Annotated in this window: 18 protein-coding genes; 10 read left to right on the forward strand and 8 right to left on the reverse strand. The window is 64.8% G+C overall.

The genetic code is table 11. The features are described from left to right. Nucleotides 1–32 precede the first annotated feature (32 nt). The 9 genes from flgE (at nt 33) to ACS7SF_RS24730 (ending at nt 9,755) form a co-directional block, all read left to right on the forward strand. Nucleotides 33–1,244 carry a flagellar hook protein FlgE gene (flgE, locus tag ACS7SF_RS24690; RefSeq protein WP_439893106.1) on the forward strand — a complete coding sequence of 404 codons (1,212 nt, stop codon included), beginning with the start codon at nt 33–35 and terminating at the stop codon, nt 1,242–1,244. A gap of 22 nt (nt 1,245–1,266) precedes the next feature. After that, the gene (gene flgF / locus ACS7SF_RS24695; RefSeq protein ID WP_439893107.1) at nt 1,267–2,004 is read left to right on the forward strand and encodes a flagellar basal-body rod protein FlgF; all 738 of its coding nucleotides are present in this window, start codon (nt 1,267–1,269) and stop codon (nt 2,002–2,004) included. 38 nt (nt 2,005–2,042) lie between these two features. Further along, nucleotides 2,043–2,825: a flagellar basal-body rod protein FlgG gene (gene flgG, locus ACS7SF_RS24700; RefSeq protein WP_439893108.1), complete on the forward strand. Its 783-nt coding sequence runs from the start codon at nt 2,043–2,045 to the stop codon at nt 2,823–2,825. Nucleotides 2,826–2,858: 33 nt separating this feature from the next. Next, nucleotides 2,859–3,593, forward strand: coding sequence for a flagellar basal body L-ring protein FlgH (locus ACS7SF_RS24705; RefSeq protein WP_439893109.1), 735 nt, complete (start codon nt 2,859–2,861; stop codon nt 3,591–3,593). Between the two features lie 10 nt (nt 3,594–3,603). Next, nucleotides 3,604–4,710 (forward strand): flagellar basal body P-ring protein FlgI, encoded by a 1,107-nt coding sequence (locus tag ACS7SF_RS24710; protein WP_439893110.1) that lies wholly within the window; start codon nt 3,604–3,606, stop codon nt 4,708–4,710. Between the two features lie 22 nt (nt 4,711–4,732). Further along, nucleotides 4,733–5,821 carry a flagellar assembly peptidoglycan hydrolase FlgJ gene (gene flgJ, locus ACS7SF_RS24715; protein WP_439893111.1) on the forward strand — a complete coding sequence of 363 codons (1,089 nt, stop codon included), beginning with the start codon at nt 4,733–4,735 and terminating at the stop codon, nt 5,819–5,821. Nucleotides 5,822–5,948: 127 nt separating this feature from the next. After that, nucleotides 5,949–7,886, forward strand: a complete 1,938-nt coding sequence (flgK, locus tag ACS7SF_RS24720) for a flagellar hook-associated protein FlgK (RefSeq protein ID WP_439893112.1) — start codon at nt 5,949–5,951, stop codon at nt 7,884–7,886. A gap of 98 nt (nt 7,887–7,984) precedes the next feature. Then, the gene (gene flgL, locus ACS7SF_RS24725) at nt 7,985–8,944 is read left to right on the forward strand and encodes a flagellar hook-associated protein FlgL (protein WP_439893113.1); all 960 of its coding nucleotides are present in this window, start codon (nt 7,985–7,987) and stop codon (nt 8,942–8,944) included. A gap of 67 nt (nt 8,945–9,011) precedes the next feature. Next, a complete protein-coding gene (locus tag ACS7SF_RS24730) occupies nt 9,012–9,755 on the forward strand; it encodes a YoaK family protein (protein ID WP_439893114.1) in 744 nt (247 codons plus the stop codon). Between the two features lie 9 nt (nt 9,756–9,764). Here ACS7SF_RS24730 and ACS7SF_RS24735 read toward each other — a convergent pair whose 3' ends face one another. Together ACS7SF_RS24735 and ACS7SF_RS24740 are read right to left on the reverse strand one after the other, a co-directional pair. Next, entirely contained in the window at nt 9,765–10,577 is an 813-nt protein-coding gene (locus ACS7SF_RS24735) for a hypothetical protein (RefSeq protein WP_439893115.1), read from the reverse strand. Continuing rightward, complete coding sequence (locus tag ACS7SF_RS24740; RefSeq protein WP_439893116.1) at nt 10,549–11,808, reverse strand: NAD(P)/FAD-dependent oxidoreductase; 1,260 nt, start codon at nt 11,806–11,808, stop codon at nt 10,549–10,551. The genes ACS7SF_RS24735 and ACS7SF_RS24740 overlap by 29 nt, the downstream gene beginning before the upstream one ends. Before the next feature lie 152 nt (nt 11,809–11,960). On the opposite strand from ACS7SF_RS24740, the gene ACS7SF_RS24745 reads away from it, so the two are divergent. Continuing rightward, the gene (locus ACS7SF_RS24745) at nt 11,961–12,689 is read left to right on the forward strand and encodes a class I SAM-dependent methyltransferase (protein WP_439893117.1); all 729 of its coding nucleotides are present in this window, start codon (nt 11,961–11,963) and stop codon (nt 12,687–12,689) included. Nucleotides 12,690–12,757: 68 nt separating this feature from the next. On the opposite strand, the gene ACS7SF_RS24750 is transcribed toward ACS7SF_RS24745, so the two are convergent. The 6 genes from ACS7SF_RS24750 to ACS7SF_RS24775 are packed head-to-tail and all read right to left on the reverse strand — an operon-like array spanning nt 12,758 to nt 17,418. Further along, nucleotides 12,758–13,195 carry an excinuclease ABC subunit A gene (locus ACS7SF_RS24750; protein WP_439893118.1) on the reverse strand — a complete coding sequence of 146 codons (438 nt, stop codon included), beginning with the start codon at nt 13,193–13,195 and terminating at the stop codon, nt 12,758–12,760. Between the two features lie 54 nt (nt 13,196–13,249). Next, entirely contained in the window at nt 13,250–13,684 is a 435-nt protein-coding gene (locus tag ACS7SF_RS24755) for a hypothetical protein (protein WP_439893119.1), read from the reverse strand. Continuing rightward, nucleotides 13,681–14,973 (reverse strand): beta-ketoacyl-[acyl-carrier-protein] synthase family protein, encoded by a 1,293-nt coding sequence (locus ACS7SF_RS24760; RefSeq protein ID WP_439893120.1) that lies wholly within the window; start codon nt 14,971–14,973, stop codon nt 13,681–13,683. Before ACS7SF_RS24760 ends, ACS7SF_RS24755 begins: the two co-directional genes overlap by 4 nt. 11 nt (nt 14,974–14,984) lie before the next feature. Beyond that, nucleotides 14,985–16,211, reverse strand: coding sequence for a beta-ketoacyl-ACP synthase (locus ACS7SF_RS24765; protein ID WP_439893121.1), 1,227 nt, complete (start codon nt 16,209–16,211; stop codon nt 14,985–14,987). Continuing rightward, nucleotides 16,211–16,939, reverse strand: coding sequence for a 3-ketoacyl-ACP reductase FabG2 (locus tag ACS7SF_RS24770; RefSeq protein WP_439893122.1), 729 nt, complete (start codon nt 16,937–16,939; stop codon nt 16,211–16,213). The genes ACS7SF_RS24765 and ACS7SF_RS24770 overlap by 1 nt, the downstream gene beginning before the upstream one ends. Next, nucleotides 16,936–17,418: a hotdog family protein gene (locus tag ACS7SF_RS24775; RefSeq protein WP_439893123.1), complete on the reverse strand. Its 483-nt coding sequence runs from the start codon at nt 17,416–17,418 to the stop codon at nt 16,936–16,938. The genes ACS7SF_RS24770 and ACS7SF_RS24775 overlap by 4 nt, the downstream gene beginning before the upstream one ends. Between the last annotated feature and the right edge of the window lies 1 nt (nt 17,419).

Raw genomic sequence — 17,419 nt, forward strand, 5'->3', positions numbered from 1 at the left:
ACACCGCTTCCATACTTTCTCGGGAGAACACAATGGGATTCCAGCAAGGCCTGAGCGGTCTCGACGCCGCCTCCAAAAACCTCGACGTGATCGGCAACAACGTTGCCAACGCCAACACCGTCGGCTTCAAGAAGGCAACCGCCGAATTTGGCGACGTGTACGCACGTTCGCTGGTGGGCGCGTCGGACACCCAGATCGGGCAGGGCGTGAGCGTGACCAACGTGTCGCAGTCGTTCACGCAGGGCAATGTGACCATTACCGGCAACCCGCTGGATATCGCGATCAACGGCACGGGCTTCTACCGCACGGTCGATACGAGCAGCGGCCAGGTGTCGTACACGCGTAACGGCCAGTTCCACACCGACAAGAACGGTTTCATCTTGTCCGCCACGGGCCAGAACCTGACGGGCTACGGCGTGGACAGCGCCGGCAAGGTCAACACCGCTGTACTGACCAACCTGCAGATTCCGGTGAACGACCTGGCACCGCTTGCCACCACGAACACGACGTTCGGCATCAACCTGGATGCGGCCGCCACGGCGCCGACCACCACGCCCTTCTCGAACACCAACTCGGCGACGTTCAACCACTCCGTGTCGGAGCAGGTATACGACGGCACGGGCACGGCGCACATGCTGACCAATTACTACGTGCGCACCGCCACTGGCTGGGACGTCTACTCGCAGGTGGATGGAAACAACCCCACCGGCGGCAACCCGGTGACGTCGCTCACGTTCAACAGCAACGGCCAGCTGACGTCTTCGCCCAGCAAGGTCGCCGTGGCGTTCGGCGGCATGAGCATCGCCAGCATGGACTTCACGGGCACCACGCAATACGGCGGTGGCTACAACGACACGGCGCCCGGCGTCGCGCAAGACGGCTACGCCACGGGCCGCCTGGCCAGCTACTCGGTCGGTACCGACGGTATCGTCACGGCGCGCTATTCCAATGGCCGCACGGCCACGCTGGGCCAGATCGCCATGGCCAACTTCAAGGCGCCGGAAGGCCTGCAGAGCATCGGCGGCAACCAGTGGGTGGAAACGTCCAACTCGGGTGCACCCAACCTCGGCACGCCGGGCATGGGTTCGTTCGGTCTGCTGCAATCGTCGGCGGTCGAGCAATCCAACGTGGACCTGAGCCAGGAGCTGGTCAACATGATCGTGGCCCAGCGTTCGTACCAGGCCAATGCGCAGACCATCAAGACGGAGGACACCATCCTCCAGACCTTGGTCAGCATGCGTTAAGCCATAGCCGGAGCCCACCACAATGGATCGTTCGATCTACGTGTCGATGACTGGCGTGAAGCACCTGTTCGACCAACAGGCGGCCAGCGCCAACAACCTCGCCAACGCCAGCACGACGGGTTTCAAGGCCCAGATCGATGCGTTCCATTCAGTGGGCGTGCAGGGCGACGGTTCGCCCACGCGCAGCTACGTGATGGCCTCGGCCATCGGCACGGACCTCACGCCTGGCCCGATCGAGACCACGGGCCGCAGCCTGGACGTGGCCATCGACGGGCAAGGCTTCTTTGCCGTGCAAACGCCGGATGGCAGCGAGGCCTATACCCGCGCCGGCACGTTTCAGGTGGGCCCGGATGGCACGATCCAGACGCTGTCCGGCCAGCCTGTGCTGGGCGATGGCGGCCCGATCACGCTGCCGCCCGATACCACGGTGCAGTTTGCCAAGGACGGCACGGTCAACGCGATCAGCGCCGACAACCGCACGCCACCCGTGGCGCTCGGCCGCCTGAAGCTGGTGAGTATCGAGCCGGCCAACATCGACCGCGGTACCGACGGCCTGTTTCGCCAGCGCGACGGCCAGGATGCCGCCGTAGACGAAAAGGTGCGCATTACGGGCGGTGCGCTGGAGGGCAGCAACGTCAATCTGACCGATTCGCTGGTCAACATGATTGAGATCTCCCGCCAGCTCGAGATGCAGATGAAGTCGCTGCACACGAGCGACTCGAACGCACAGTCGGCCAATGAACTGCTGCGCCACGCCTGATCGGCTGGCGCATAACTGAATCAACCAAGGACTCGAACATGATTCGCTCCCTGTGGATTTCCAAAACCGGGATGGACGCGCAGCAATCGCAGCTGGACGTCATCTCGAACAACCTGGCGAACGTCAACACGACGGGCTTCAAGCGCTCGCGCGCCGTGTTCGAAGACTTGCTGTACCAGAACGTGCGTGAGCCGGGTGCGCAGTCGTCGCAACAGACCACGCTGCCCTCGGGCATGCAGATCGGCACCGGCGTGCGCATTGTCGCCACCGAACGCCTGCACACGCAGGGCAACCTGCAGCAGACCGGCAACTCGACCGACGTGGCCATCAACGGCAACGGTTTCTTCCAGGTGCAGATGCCGGACGGCACGCTGGGCTACACGCGTGACGGCAGCTTCCAGGTCAACGCACAAGGCCAGCTTGTGACGGCCGCGGGTTACCCGGTGCAGCCGGCCATTACCGTGCCGCAAAACGCCACCAGCCTGTCCATCGGCAAGGACGGCATCGTGACGGTCACCACGCCGGGCTCGGTCAACAGCACGCAGGTGGGCACGTTCCAGCTGGCCAACTTCATCAACCCTGCCGGCCTGCGCAGCATGGGTGAAAACCTCTACGCAGAAACCGAAGCGTCGGGCACGGCCAACCTGGCCAATCCGGGCTCCAACGGTATCGGCGTGCTCAACCAGAACTACGTGGAAACGTCCAACGTGAACGTGGTGGAAGAGATGGTCAACATGATCCAGACGCAGCGCGCGTACGAGATCAACAGCAAGTCGGTGCAGACGTCCGACCAGATGCTCGAAAAGCTGTCGCAGCTGTAAGCTGCGCAGCGCAGTTTTTAAGGAAGTCGTGCGATGCAAACCCCCCCGGTCTACTCGCTTTCGGATGGCGGCCGCGCTGTCCGGTTCGTTCGATTGGCTGTGCTCGGCACGGCCACCTTGCTCGCTACGGCGTGCGGTTTCCTGCCGCCGCCGGCCCCGATCGTGCAAGGTCCGACCACCGCGCGCCCACCGATGCCGGTGATGGCGCCGCGCCAGAACGGGGCGATTTACCAGGAAGTGGCATCGGGCAGCGGCGGTTTTCGCGGCATGTTTGAAGACCGCCGCGCACACATGGTGGGCGACACCATCACCATCGTGATCACGGAAAACACGGCGGCCAGCAAGCAGATGACCGGCACTGTGGACCGCAGCGGCAGCATGAGCGCTTCGGTGCCCACCTTTGCAGGCATGAACGCCGGCGTGCTGTCCTTGCTGGGCGTGTCGGCTACCGACGCCAACAAGTTCGACAGCAAGGGTGCAAACGGCGCGCAGAACAACTTCACGGCCACCATCACCGTGACGGTGGTGGAGGTGCTGTCCAACGGCAACCTCGTGGTCAGCGGCGAGAAGCAGACCGCCGTGGGCCAGGGGACCGAGTCGGTCAAGTTCTCGGGCGTGGTCAATCCGACCACTGTCAACAACCAGAACACGGTGCTGTCTACCCAGGTGGCGGACGCACGCATGGAGTATCGCGGCACGGGCTATGTGGCCGAATCCCAGCAGATGGGTTGGCTGTCGCGCTTCTTCCTGTCTGTGTCACCGTTCTGAGGGCCTCGTCATGACATTGCATCGAATTCTCGGCGCCGCGCTCATTGCCTTCGCTTCATTGGCGGGCACGGCGCACGCAGACCGCATCAAAGACCTGACCACCATTGCCGGCGTGCGTGAAAACGCGCTGATCGGCTATGGCCTTGTCGTCGGCCTGGACGGCAGCGGCGACCAGACCACGCAGACGCCGTTCACGATCCAGAGCTTCAACAACATGCTCACGCAGTTCGGCATCAACGTGCCGGCCGGTGCGAGCATTCAGCTCAAGAACACCGCCGCCGTGGTGGTGACGGCCTCGCTGCCCGCGTTTGTGCGGCCTGGCCAGACCATTGACGTGACGGTGTCGTCCATCGGCAATGCCAAGAGCCTGCGCGGCGGCACGCTGCTGCTGACGCCGCTTAAGGGCGTGGATGGCCAGCTTTACGCGCTGGCGCAGGGCAACGTGGTGATTGGCGGCGCAGGTGCGTCGGCTAACGGCAGCAAGGTGCAGATCAACCAGCTCGGCGCCGGCCGCATCGCCAACGGCGCCACGGTGGAGCGCGCCGTGCAGGCCACGGTGGGCGAAGCCGGCAGCATCCAGCTCGACACCGGCACGACGGATTTCGGCACGGTGCAGAACATCGTCTCGGCCATCAACAAGCAGTTTGGCAGCGACACGGCCCAGGCCGCGGATGGCCGCACGATCAACGTGCGCGCGCCGGCCCTGGCGTCGGACCGCGTGGGCTTTGTCGCCAAGCTGCAGAACATTGAAGTGACCCCGGCCTTGGCCGCTGCGCGCGTGGTGATCAACGCCCGCACGGGTTCGGTAGTGATGAATCAGCTCGTCAAGCTGGAGCCCTGCGCGGTGGCGCACGGCAGCCTGTCGGTCACCATCAGCACTGAGCCGGTCGTGAGCCAGCCGGCGCCGTTCTCGCAAGGGCAGACGGTGGCGGGCGCGCGCTCGAACATCGAAGTCAAGCAGCAGGGCGGCAGCCTCATCAACGTGAAGGGCGGCACCAACCTGGCAGATGTGGTTAAGGCCATCAACGCGATTGGCGCCAACCCGCAAGACTTGATCTCGATCCTGCAGGCGATGAAGGCAGCCAACGCGCTGCGCGCCGATCTGGAAATTATTTGATGCCGGGGATGCAGCAATGACCATGAACCCGACCGACCTCACCAGCCGCCTGGCGCTCGATTCCAAGGGTTTCGAGTCGCTCAAGCAGACGGCACGCACCGACCCGACCGGCGCCACCAAGACCGTCGCCAAGCAGTTCGACGCGATCTTCGTGAACATGATGCTCAAGCAGATGCGCGATGCGTCGCCGCAGAACGGGCTGTTCGATTCGTCATCGAACAAGATGTATACGTCGATGCTTGACCAGCAGCTTTCGCAGACCATGGCCGCGCGCGGCGTGGGCGTGGCCGACCAGCTTCTGAAGCAGATGCTGCGCCAGGCCAACCGCGTGAACCCGGATGCGTCCACGACGCCGGTGAATACCGCGCTGTCCAACACCACGGCCACCAACACCGCCTTGCCGGGCGCTGCCGGTTCCGCCACGGATGCGGCCAAGACCATTGCCCGGTCGTCGCTCAACAGCATTGCCGCATCGGCGGCAACCGGCACGGAAGACGATGGTTCGGGCATCAGCACCGTGCCGCGCCCCGGCCTGGAGGAACGTGTGCAGCGCGCGTTGGCTGCCCTGCGCAAGCAGGCGGAAGCCGAAAGCAAGTCCGCCAGCGCCATGGCCGATGTGGATCTGTTGACCGTGGCGTCTGAGTCTGGCGGCAGCCGCATGGCCAGCTTCTACAACAAGCTGATCGGCCACGCTTCGCAAGCGGCACAGGAAACCGGCATTCCTGCCAACTTCATGATTGGCCACGCCGCGCTGGAATCCGGCTGGGGCCGCCGCGAAATCAAGGCCAAGGACGGCTCCAACACGCACAACCTGTTCGGCATCAAGGCCGGCGGCTCGTGGACGGGCAAGACCGCAGTGGTGACCACCACCGAATACATCGGCGGCGTCGCCCACAAGGTCCAGGAGAAGTTCCGCGCCTACAGCTCCTACGCCGAGGCCTTCAAGGACTACGCCAACCTGTTGTCCAACAACCCGCGTTACAGCAATGTCGTGGCGGCGGGCAACGGCAACGATGCAGCGTCGTTCGCCAAGGGCCTGCAACGCGCCGGCTACGCCACCGACCCGAACTACGCCCACAAGATCATGGCGGTGCTCAAGCAGATCGCTTGAAGTGAATTAGTCGTCATATTTCAACGCATCGGCCGGCTCAAGTTTCTTCTTGGCCGGCCGATGTTGTTTCTAGGGTCTATCCCGGCGGCGTTGTGTCGCTCGGTTCGAGACCATCCGCGAGACAAACATGAGCAGCTCCCTCTTGAACATTGGCGCCACCGGCCTGCGGGTTGCCGATATCAACCTGCAGGTGACCGGCAACAACATTGCCAACGCCAACACGCCCGGCTATTCGCGCCAGGAGGCCGTGCAGACGGAAAACATTCCGATGTACGCCGGCGTCGGTTATCTGGGGCAGGGTGCCAACGTCACGACCGTCAAGCGTATCTACGACCAGTTCCTGACCGCACAGGTACAAAGCGGCCAGGCGGCCACCAGTGCGGCGGACCAGCTCAACAGCCTGGTTTCCGGCCTGAGCAAGTACATGTCGGACAGCAACAGCGGCCTGAGCTCCGCGCTGACCAGCTTCTTCAACAGTGCCGACAGCCTGGCGTCCAACCCGTCGAGCACGACCGCGCGCCAGGTCTTCCTGAACGCGGCGGCCGGCCTGCAGCAACGCTTCAATTCGATTTCCGGCCAGATGAATGCGCTGTCTGGCCAGGTCAACACGCAGGTGCAGACGCAGATCAGCTCGGTCAACGGCACCGCGCAGCAGATCGCTTCCCTGAACGACCAGATCGCCAAGGCGGAGGCCTCGACCGGCCAGCCCGCCAACGACCTGCGCGACCAGCGTGACCAACTCGTGCAGACGCTCAACCAGTCGATCAAGGCGAGCGTGGTACAGACCGGCGACGGCCAATACAACATCTACGTCGGCAACGGTCAGGCGCTGGTGCAGGGCAACCAGAGCTACCAGTTGACGCCGGTGCCGTCGCAGTACGACCCGACGCAGCTGTCGGTGGGCTACAAGAGCCCGGCCGGCACCGTCACGATCGACGACAGCCAGCTCGGCGGCGGTACGCTGGGCGGCTTGATGGATTTCCGCCGCAACACGCTCATCCCGGCGCAGAACAGCCTCGGCCGTCTGGCCACCGCCGTGTCGGCCGACGTGAACGCGCAGAGCAAGCTCGGCATGGACGCCAACGGCAAGATGGGCACGGACCTGTTCGCCGTGGGCGCGCCGAGCGTGGCGGCCAGCACCAACAACACCGGCAGCGCCACGGTCACGGCCAGCATCACCAACGCCGACGCCGGGATGGGCTACGACTACCAGATCAAGTACCAGGGCGGCGCTTACACCGTTTCGCACTATCCGGACGGCTCGGCCTCCGTCACGGTGACGAGCTGGCCGACCACCGTCGACGGCGTCACGCTCAACGTGTCGGGCACCATGAACAGCGGGGATTCGTTCCTGGTGCGCCCGACGGCCAACGCCGCATCGACCATGCAGACGTTGACCACCGACTATCACAACGTGGCGGCAGCCTCCCCGGTGGTGCTCACGCAGGGCAGCAACAACACGGGCAGCGCCACGGTGTCGTCCATTGGCGTGGACAGCACGTACGCCGGTTCGCCACTGGCCTCGCCGGTCACGCTTACCTACAGCTCCGCCGTGGGCGGCTCGCTGTCGGGCTTTCCGGGCAGCGTGACGGTCACCGCCAATGGCACGTCCACCACCTACACCGGTGGCACGGCGCCGTACACCCAGGGCGCCACGTATGCCTTCAACGGCGTGCAGATGACGCTGTCGGGCTCGCCGGGTAATGGCGATACCTTCACCGTTGCGGCCAACACCGCGAACAGCACCGACAACGGCAACGCCAGCGCGCTGGCCAAGCTGCGCAACGCCACGCTGCTCGACGGCGGCACCAGCTCGATCGGCTCGGCGTGGAACACGCTGGTGACGCAAGTGGGCGTGCAGGCCAATTCCGCCAGCACCAACCTGACGTCGCAGAAAGCGCTGCTGGCGAGTTCGACGTCGCAGCAGCAATCCGTGTCGGGCGTGAACCTCGATGACGAGGCGATGAACCTGATGAAGTACCAGCAGGCCTATCAGGCGTCAGCCAAGGTGATGCAGACGGCCAATACGCTGTTCGATTCGCTGCTGTCGATCGCCAGCCACTGATGGGCGCGCTTAATCCGCACCATCCGCGCAATCTGCCACTGAAGAATCACGCCCCTCTGCCGATAACGCTCTAAAGAAGCCTTCCGTCCGGACCGATCATGCGAGTCAGTACCGCCCAGTTCTTCGCGCTGTCCAGCGCCTCGATGCAGAACACGCAGTCCAACCTGCTGACGCTGCAGCAGCAGATTTCGAGCGGCATCGCCCTCAACAGCGCGGGCGACAACCCCAGCGCGTTTGGCCAGATGGCGCAATTGCAGCAAACGCAAGACGCCAACGACCAGTACCAAACCAACCGCGACGCCACCGATGCGCGCTTGACGAACGTGTCCTCCGCGCTGACCAACCTGGTGACCACGCTGCAGCAGGGCAAGCAGACGATGGTGGGCGCCAATACCTCGCTGATGACGGATTCGCAGCGCATTGGCGTGCTGGCGCAGGTCAAGCAGCAGTATCAACAGTTGCTGGCCACGGCCAACCAGCGCGATGCGTCTGGCGTGGCGCTGTTCGGTGGCGCCAACGGCACGACCGATCCGTTTGTCAGCACTGGCGGTTCGGTGCAATACGTGGGCACGGGTCAGCCGCCCACGGTGCAGGTCTCGCAAAACGTTTCGATGCCGAACTCGGTGTCGGGCGATTCGGTGTTCGTGCGCATTGCCAATACGGACCCGGCCAACCCGAACACCAACCAGAGCATCTTCAAGACGTACGAGAACCTGATCACGGCGCTGTCGACACCAATCAACGCCGCCACCCAGGCCACGGACGTCGCCAACCTGCAGAAAGCCGTCCAGACCGCACAGGGCAATCTGGACAACGCCTATCAGGTCGCGCTGCAGGCGCAGGTGACGGTCGGTACGCAGCAAGCGCAGATCACCACGCTCAACAGCAGCGGCTCGAACTACGGTGAGCAGTTGAAGGAGCAGATCTCCAAGCTGCAATCGGTGGATTACACCAGCGCCATTTCGCAGTTCTCGCAACAGCAGGTGTCGCTGCAGGCCGCGCAGAAGACGTTCACGGCCATGCAAGGCATGTCGCTGTTCCAGTACATCCATTCTTGATCTGCCGGGGGCGGGCGGCAGGAGGGCGCGGCGTATCATGTCGGCTCACCTTCCGTCGGGATTGGCCATGCCCATCCAATACCTCCGCCGCCTGACCAGCCCCGAACGCTCCGAGGACGCCAACCGGCGCCTCGGCCAGTCCCTTGCCTTCGTGGCGGGCGCCGCCAACGCTGGCGGATTCCTCGCCGTCAAACAATACACATCGCACATGTCCGGCATCGTCTCAGCGATGGCCGATGACCTTGTGCTGGGCGACGTGGTACTCGTGCTGGCGAGCTTTGCCTCGCTGCTAGCGTTTCTGTGCGGCGCCGCCTGTACGGCGGTACTCGTCAACTGGGGCCGTCGGCGCAGCACGCAAAGCGAGTTTGCGCTGCCCCTCATGCTGGAGGCCGCGCTGCTGCTGCTCTTCGGGCTGATGGGCACGTCGCTTGGGCAATACCGCGTCGTGTTCGTGCCGGCCACCGTGGCGCTGCTGTGCTTCTTGATGGGGCTGCAGAACGCCATCATCACCAAGATTTCCAAGGCAGAGATCCGCACCACGCATGTGACCGGTCTGGCCACCGATATCGGCATCGAAATCGGCAAGGCGCTGTACTGGAACCATGGCCACCCCCATCTGCCGACGGTGGTCGCCAACCGGCCCAAGCTGCGGCTGCTGGCCTCGCTGCTGGGGATGTTTTTCGTGGGTGGCGTGACGGGCGCCCTCGGCTTCAAGCACCTGGGCTATGCGGCGACCATTCCGCTGGCGTCGATCCTGATGCTGCTGGCCGTGGTGCCGATCGTGGACGATCTGCTGGCGCGCCGGCGATAGGCGTGTTGCTCAGTGCAGCAACAGCCCGACGCCGATGGCGCAGCCCAGCACGATGAGCCACGGCACGGCTGTTTTGACGACGATGGTGCGCAGCCAGTCGCCATCATCTGCTCGCCGTACGGAACGAAGCAGCCCGCCCGCCAGCAGCACCTCGAACGCGGCTTCCGACAGCAGCATCGGCCCTTGCGCGTAGAAGTACGTCAGCACGCCAAGGCATGCGGCTGCAACCGCTGCCACCACCGCAATCACCAGCACGATGGGTAGGGCCTCGTCAGCGGACGACAGGCCGTCGGCCACGCTGCCAGCATCGCCCAGTAAGGATGTGTCGCTGGCACTCGCAAGGGGTTCGAAGTCAGCGGAGGCACCCGCGCCGCTGAAGGTGCCGCCGTGGTCGCCGATGTTGGTCGCTGCCCGGCTTGCATGACCCCCGGTGCGTGGCAGGCCGAAATCAAAGTCGCCACCGCCGTCACTACCCGCACTCGCGCGTTGCGCCTTGCGGCGCTGCGTGAACCCGGTGTACAGCAACCACAGCTTGATGGCGACGAGCATCGCCAGCCAGGCGCACACGGTGGCCACGGCATACCGCCACGGGCGCGAATCCAGCCCCGCCCAATGCAGCGTCTTGCTGCAAGCCACGCCCCACGTCAACGACCACAGCAAGATCAGCACGACGTGAAACCGTAGTGCAAATCGTGCCGCCAGCCGGCGGCCGATGTCGCGTTTGAGCCGGAACTCCGAAGCGGCGTTCGGGGCAGCCGTCCGGGCGGCTTGCCGGTCGGGCCGCTTGGGCTGCTTAGGCCGCTTCGAGTTTGCAGACTTCATGCAGCGTATTGAGGCGTCGCACCGGATCGGTCACGAACGGGTTGGTTTCATCCCACGCGTAGCCGGCCAGGATCGCGCTGATCATGCGGCGGATGCCCGGCGAGTGGCGCGGGTGGAAGATGATGCCCTGCAGCTCGCCCGTGTACCAGCGTTCGACGAAGGCGCGGAAGGTGTCGACCCCCTTGCGCAGCGGCCGGTCGTAGTCGGTCAGCCAATCGACGGCTTCGCCGTTGAGCTGGCGCAGGAGCGTGCGCGTGGCCAGCTCGGCTGAGCGCAGCGCAATCGTCACGCCCGACGAGAACACCGGATCGAGGAACTCGCCAGCGTTGCCGAGCAGCGCGTAGCCGGGGCCATACAGGCGCTCGACGTTCGCGGCATAGCCGCCGATCTGGCGCACGGGCATCAGGAACGGTGCATTGCCGATCAGCGCGGCGATATTCGGCTCGGCCTGGATAAGGCGGCGCAGCGTGGCTTCGCGTTCGGCTTCCGGCACGTCGAGGAAGCCGGCTTCCGCCACGCAGCCGACCGACGAGCGGCCGCCGGCCAGCGGGATCATCCAGTACCAGACGTCGCGGCGTTCGGGGTGCACGGCAATGCAGATCTTGTCGCGGTCCGTGCTGCCGGCGGGCAGCGCATCGCGCACGTGCGAGAACAGCGCTGCGCGTGTCGGCATGCCGGTGGGCGCTTCGAGGTTCAGCAGGCGCGGGAGCACCCGGCCGAAGCCGCTCGCGTCGAGCACAAAGCGGGCGTGTACGGCATAGGCGTTGCCGGCCTCGTCTTCCACTTCCAGCACGGGCGCATCGCCCGGCTGCATGGCGCGCACGGTGTGGCCGAAACGCACTTCAGCGCCTTGCTGGGCGGCGCATTGAATCAGCACGTTGTCGAATGCTGCGCGTTCGACCTGATACGTCGTGCCCCAGCCGGCGGAGTGCTTGTCGCGAAAATCGAATGCCGCGCTTTTATCGCCGTACACGAAATGCGCGCCGTTCTTGTATTGGAAGCCAGCTTCGACAACGGCCTGCAGCATGCCCGCCTGCTCCAGGTAAGCCATGCTTTGCGGCAGCAGGCTTTCGCCAATGGAGAAGCGCGGAAAATGCTGCCGTTCCAGCACCAGTACGTTGCGCCCGGCCTGCCGCAGCAGCGCCGCGGCCACCGCCCCCGAGGGGCCTGCGCCAATGATGGCGACGTCAACGTGTTCGTGCTGTTCGATTGCTTGAGAGGTGGAGTGCATTATCGGTTGTGAATATCGCTGTCTGGTTGGCCGCTGCCGAGATAACTGGCGAGCTTACGTCTTCGTGCTTGCTTTGAAAACTGGCATTCGTTGTCGGTACAATGCGCCAGCCTTATACCTATGCTCATTTTTCAGAGCCACCTTGTTCATCCATGGAAACCACTTCAACGCCTGCGCATATTCATTCGTTTGTGCCGGAAACCGCATTTGGTGTCTGGTTCCTGCGCACGTATACGTGGGAGCACCATGTGCTGCGCGTCGCCATCAACGACCTCAAGCAGCTGATCACCACGCCGTTGCCTGAGGCGCCTGTGCTGGTGGATGTGGGTTGCGGCCAAGGTATTTCGTTCCGGCTGCTGGAGAAAGCGTTTGCTCCGCAGCGCATTGTCGGTGTGGATTGTCATGCGCCATCGCTCGATGCCGCTCGCAAGGCCGGAAGCGCCATCGCCACGCCAGTCGAGGTCATGCACGGCGATTGCGCCGCGCTGCCGCTGCCCGACGCCTGCGCAGACATCGTCTTCTGCCACCAGACGTTTCACCATCTTGTCGAGCAGGAGCGTGCGCTGGCCGAATTCCGGCGCATCCTGAAACCGGGCGGCGTGCTGCTGTTTGCCGAATCGACCGATGCGTACATCAAATCGTGGGTGATCCGTTTGCTGTTCCGGCATCCCATGGAAGTGCAAAAGAGCGCCGACGGTTATCTGCAGATGCTGCGAGCCGGTGGTTTCGCGTTTGAGCAGCGCAACGTGTCGCTGCCGTATCTGTGGTGGAGCCGCGCAACGGATTTCGGCCTGTTCGAGCGCCTGGGCCTGCACCATCCCAAGCCGGGAAAGCGGCGCGAGACGCTCGTCAACGTCGCCGCTACCAAGCCCGCGGCCTGATCGCTTGTGCCAAGTCTGCCGGCGAAACCTCTCGCCGGCAGCATCTGTTAGCAGGCTATTTCGGCACGTTACTTCTTCAGGGTCACAACCTCGCCCTTCAGGGCCACGCCCGACATGAGCGCGCCCGAGCCGCACGTGAAATCCGTCGCGCTGGCCGTCAGGTTGTTCTTGTAGTTGCTCTTGATGTTGATGACCGCGTTGCCGCCCATCTCGCGGGCACGTTCCTGCAAGGCCAGCACGGCTGACAGGAAGACGTACTGGCAAGCGGCTTCATCGCTGCGGCCGACACCGTTGGTCTTCTTGTTGGTCGCGATCTCGCCCATCGACTTCACCACGGCCGTGTGCTTCTGGCCCGCAAAGCTCAGTGCGACATCGCTGCCGACTTTCTCCGAGCCAGGGCTCTTGAGTGCGGCCTCGATCGAATAGGTCTCGACATCGTTGCGGGCGAAGGCGGCGGTGCTCATCGTGGCGACGCACAGGGCAGCCAGCATCAGGTGACGTTTCATTCCAGACTCCTTGTTGTTGTATTGCGGGTTGTGGAAAGGGACTGCAATCACGGATTACTTGGCAGGTTCGACGTTGACCAGCTCGCCGCTTACGTGCAGCCCGGCCGACACGCCGCTGACGCCGCAGGTGTAGTTGTTGGCGTCATTGCTCACGGTGGAGTGGAACCACGTCTTGATGTTGATGACGGCGTTGGCCCCGCGGTCGTGCGCGGCGTTGGCGAGTTGGCCCAGCGCATCCGCCAGCGTGGCGTTGCAGATTTCGACCTCGGTGGCGGTCTTGCGCGCCGGGTGCGACGACTTGGTGACTTCGCCCAGCTTCGTCACCACGGCCGGGTGCGGCTGATCACCAAAGTACAAGCCGACGCCGGGCGCGAACTGCTGCGATTGCAGCACCGGCCGAATCGGGAACGTCATCACCTGGGTGCCAGCGTGGGCCGCCTGGGTGAGCATGGCCAGTGCGCTGGCAGCCAGTAGCAGTTGGGTCTTCATCGAGAGCATTCCTGTTCTTGTTGTTGGGTTGAGAAATCGCCATCTCTGGCATCAAACATCAGCCCGGCGCAACTGCCGCCAAAGCCGAAGGAAATGGACAGCGCGCGCCCGATTTGCGCTGGGCGCGTCTCCCGTACCAGTGGCAGGCCTGCCACCGCCGGGTCGGGCGTTTCAATGCCGACCGAGCCTGCGACAAAGCCGTCGCGCATCATCAGCAAGGTATAGATGGCTTCGTGCGCGCCTGCCGCGCCCGGCGGATGCCCGGTGAGCCCCTTGGTGGACGAGAACGCCGGCACTTCCGCGCCGAACACGGCTTGCAGGGCCAGCACTTCTTCCACGTCGCCCGATGGCGTGGAGGGACCGTGGGTGTTGATGTAATCGGGCCGAGTGTGTTGTGGGCCTGCCTCGTCCAGTGCCGCCTGGATGGCGCGCGCAATGCCGGGCGCGCGGGGCGACACCATGGAGCCCACATCGGTGCTCTGTCCGAAGCCGGTCAGCTCGGCATAGATGCGAGCACCGCGCGCCAGCGCATGCGTGAGCGACTCCAGCACCAGCATGCCGGCACCCGAGCCCAGCACGAAGCCATCGCGTGCGGTGTCGTAGGGGCGTGATGCACGTATGGCGCGCTCAGGCGTGTCGCCCGGCGCCCGTGAGAGCGCGCCCATGGCATCGAAGAACAGTGCGTAGCTGTCGTGCAGTTCTTCCGCGCCACCCGCGAGCATGATGTCCTGCTGGCCCGAGCGAATCCAATGCGCAGCCTGCCCGATGGCCAGGGCCGACGTGGTGCACGCAGATGACGGCGAATAGCTGATGCCGCCCAGCCCGAAGACCTGCGCGAGGTTGGCCGACACTGTGCTGCTCATCACCTGCGGCACGATGTAGGGTGAGGCGCGCTCCACACCGCGTGCGCGTACGCCATCCAGCGCGGTGTCGTACGCGGCCAATGCGCCGCTGCCCGAACCTGCTACGAGGCCAGCGCGTGGCGATTGCAGCGCCGCCATGTCGAGCCCGGCATCATCCACAGCCTTGCGTGCAGCGTGACACGCCATGCGCGCGGTTTCGCCCATGAAGCGCTCGAACTTGCGTGCAAACGGCGGTTCGTCTTGCACGGAGGCCACACCCGCGACTTGGCACGACAGCCCCATCGCCTGCCAGGCCGGCATGTGCACCAGTCCCGAGCGCCCATCGCGCAGCGCGGCGGAAACCGCATCGAGCGTATTCCCCAGGCAGCTCACGATGCCCAGGCCCGTAACGACCACGCGTTCGGATCCCCAGGAAGTGCGCGTCATACCAGCCTGCATCAGTCGGCGCGCTTGAAGATCAGCGACGTGTTGATGCCGCCGAACGCAAAGTTGTTGCTCATCACGTAGTCGACATGCAGCTCGCGTGCGCTGCCGGCGATGTAGTCCAGCGGCGCGCAGGCCGGATCGACGTTTTCCAGATTGAGCGTGGGCGCGAACCAGTTCCGCTTCATCATCTCGATGGTCCACCACGCCTCAATGGCGCCGCACGCGCCCAGCGTATGGCCGATGTAGCTCTTGAGCGAGCTGATCGGCATCGACGGGCGGAACACTTCAGCGGTGGCCTGGCTTTCGGCGACGTCGCCCAGGTCGGTGGACGTGCCGTGCGCGTTGACGTAGCCGATGGCGTCTTGCGAGAGGCCGGCGTCTTGCAGCGCAAGCCGCATGGCATGGCTCATCGTGGCGGCGGTGGGCTGCGTCATGTGCGCGCCGTCGGAGTTGCAGCCGAAGCCGACCACCTCCGCGTGGATGCGCGCGCCGCGTGCGCGGGCGTGGTCATAGTCTTCCAGCACCAGCGTGGCTGCGCCTTCGCCCACCACCAGGCCGTCGCGCGCCTTGTCGAACGGGCGGGGCGTGAGGTGTGGCTCGTCATTGCGCGTGCTGGTGGCGTAGAGCGTGTCGAATACGGCCACGGCCGGTGCGGAAAGTTCTTCCGCGCCGCCAGCCAGCATCAGCGTCTGCTTGCCGGTGGCAATGGCTTCGTAGGCATAGCCGACGGCCTGACTGCCCGATGCGCATGCGCACGAGGTGGGAATGATGCGGCCCTTCAAGTCCCAGAACAGCGCCACGTTCACGGCCGTGGTGTGCGGCATCATCTGCACGTAGCTGTTGGAGGTCACGCCCTGCATCGACCCCGTATCGAGCATGCTGCCGAACGCGCGGATCGGCTGCACCGAGCCCGACGACGAGCCATATGCCACGCCCATGCGGCCATCGGCGATGGAGGTGTCACCCGTGAGCCCCGCATCGGCCAACGCCATCTCGCTTGCGCGCACGGCGTACACCGACACCGGCCCCATCGAGCGCGTCTTCTTGCGCGGGTAGTCCGCTGGTGTAGTGAAGGAAGGCAGCGGGGCGGCGAGGCGCGCATGCAAGGTGTCGAAGTAATCCCACTCCGGCATGCGGCGCACGGCGTTGCGGCCTTGCTCGATGGCGGATTGGATGTCGCTCCACTCGGAGCCCAGGGCGGTTACGCCGCCCATGCCCGTCACAACAACGCGCTTCATCAGACGATCCCGCCGTTGACGCCGATCACTTGCCGCGTGACGTACGACGCCGCGTCCGACATCAGAAAGCCGACCACTGCGGCGACTTCCGCCGGCTGCCCGACGCGGTTCATCGGCACGGTCTGCAGCGCGTGGTTCAGGTGCTCCATGTTCGACAGCATTTCAGTCTCGATCAACCCCGGTGCCACGCAGTTCACAGTGATGTTGCGCGAGGCCAGTTCCACCGCCAGCGCTTTGGTCGCGCCGATCAACCCGGCCTTGGCCGCGCTGTAGTTGACCTGCCCACGGTTGCCCATCACGCCCGACACGGACGCGATGGTAACGATGCGGCCGCCCTTGCGCGCCCGCACCATCGGCATGGTGAGCGGGTGCACCACGTTGTAGAAGCCGTCCAGGCCGGTCTCCAGCACGATGTCCCAGTCTTCATCCGTCAACGCGGGGAAGGCGGCGTCGCGCGTGACGCCCGCGCTCAGGACGATGCCGTAGTAGGCGCCGTGCGTTTCCACGTCGGCTTCCAACTGCGTGCGGCAGGCGTTGCGGTCGCGCACGTCAAACTGGAGCACACGGGCCGTGCCACCTTGCGCCTGGATGCCGGCCACTACGGCCTCAGCCTCGTTGCGGCCGCTGCGGCAATGCACGGAAACGTCGAACCCATCCGACGCCAACTGGTAGGCGATGGCCCGGCCGATGCCGCGGCTGGCGCCCGTCACAAGAACACGGCGGCTCATGCTGTGAAACTCCCTTCGATGAATGCTTGAAAATCGGTCGGCTGGTACACCTTGATGACGGCCTTGGCCAGCATCTGCACGTCGTTGCCGATTGTGGCGTTGATTGTGCACTCGTATGCGCCATGGCCCTCGGCGCCGCGCAGCAGTTCGCGCGCTTCCACGCGCAGCGGTTGTCCTTGCGCGAAGGCCGGCACGCTGGCTTCGTATTTGCGCGAGCCCAGCAGCACGCCAGGGCGCGCCGGTTTGCCGTCGCGTGTTGAGAGCAGACCCACGTGGGCGGCAATCGCCTGCGCCATCAGTTCGATGCCGATCCACGCGGGCATGTTGCCAGCGGCGTCGGCATACCAGGCAGCGGGGTCGACATGGGCCATAGCCGCCAGGGTTTCGTCATCCCACGCCTCCACGCCTGCGAGCAGCAGCATGGTGCCGCGATGCGGCAGGATGGATTCGATGGGCAAGATGGGAAAGTCGGCGCTCATG

Source organism: Ralstonia sp. 25C (genome assembly GCF_051904805.1).
Lineage (GTDB): Bacteria > Pseudomonadota > Gammaproteobacteria > Burkholderiales > Burkholderiaceae > Ralstonia.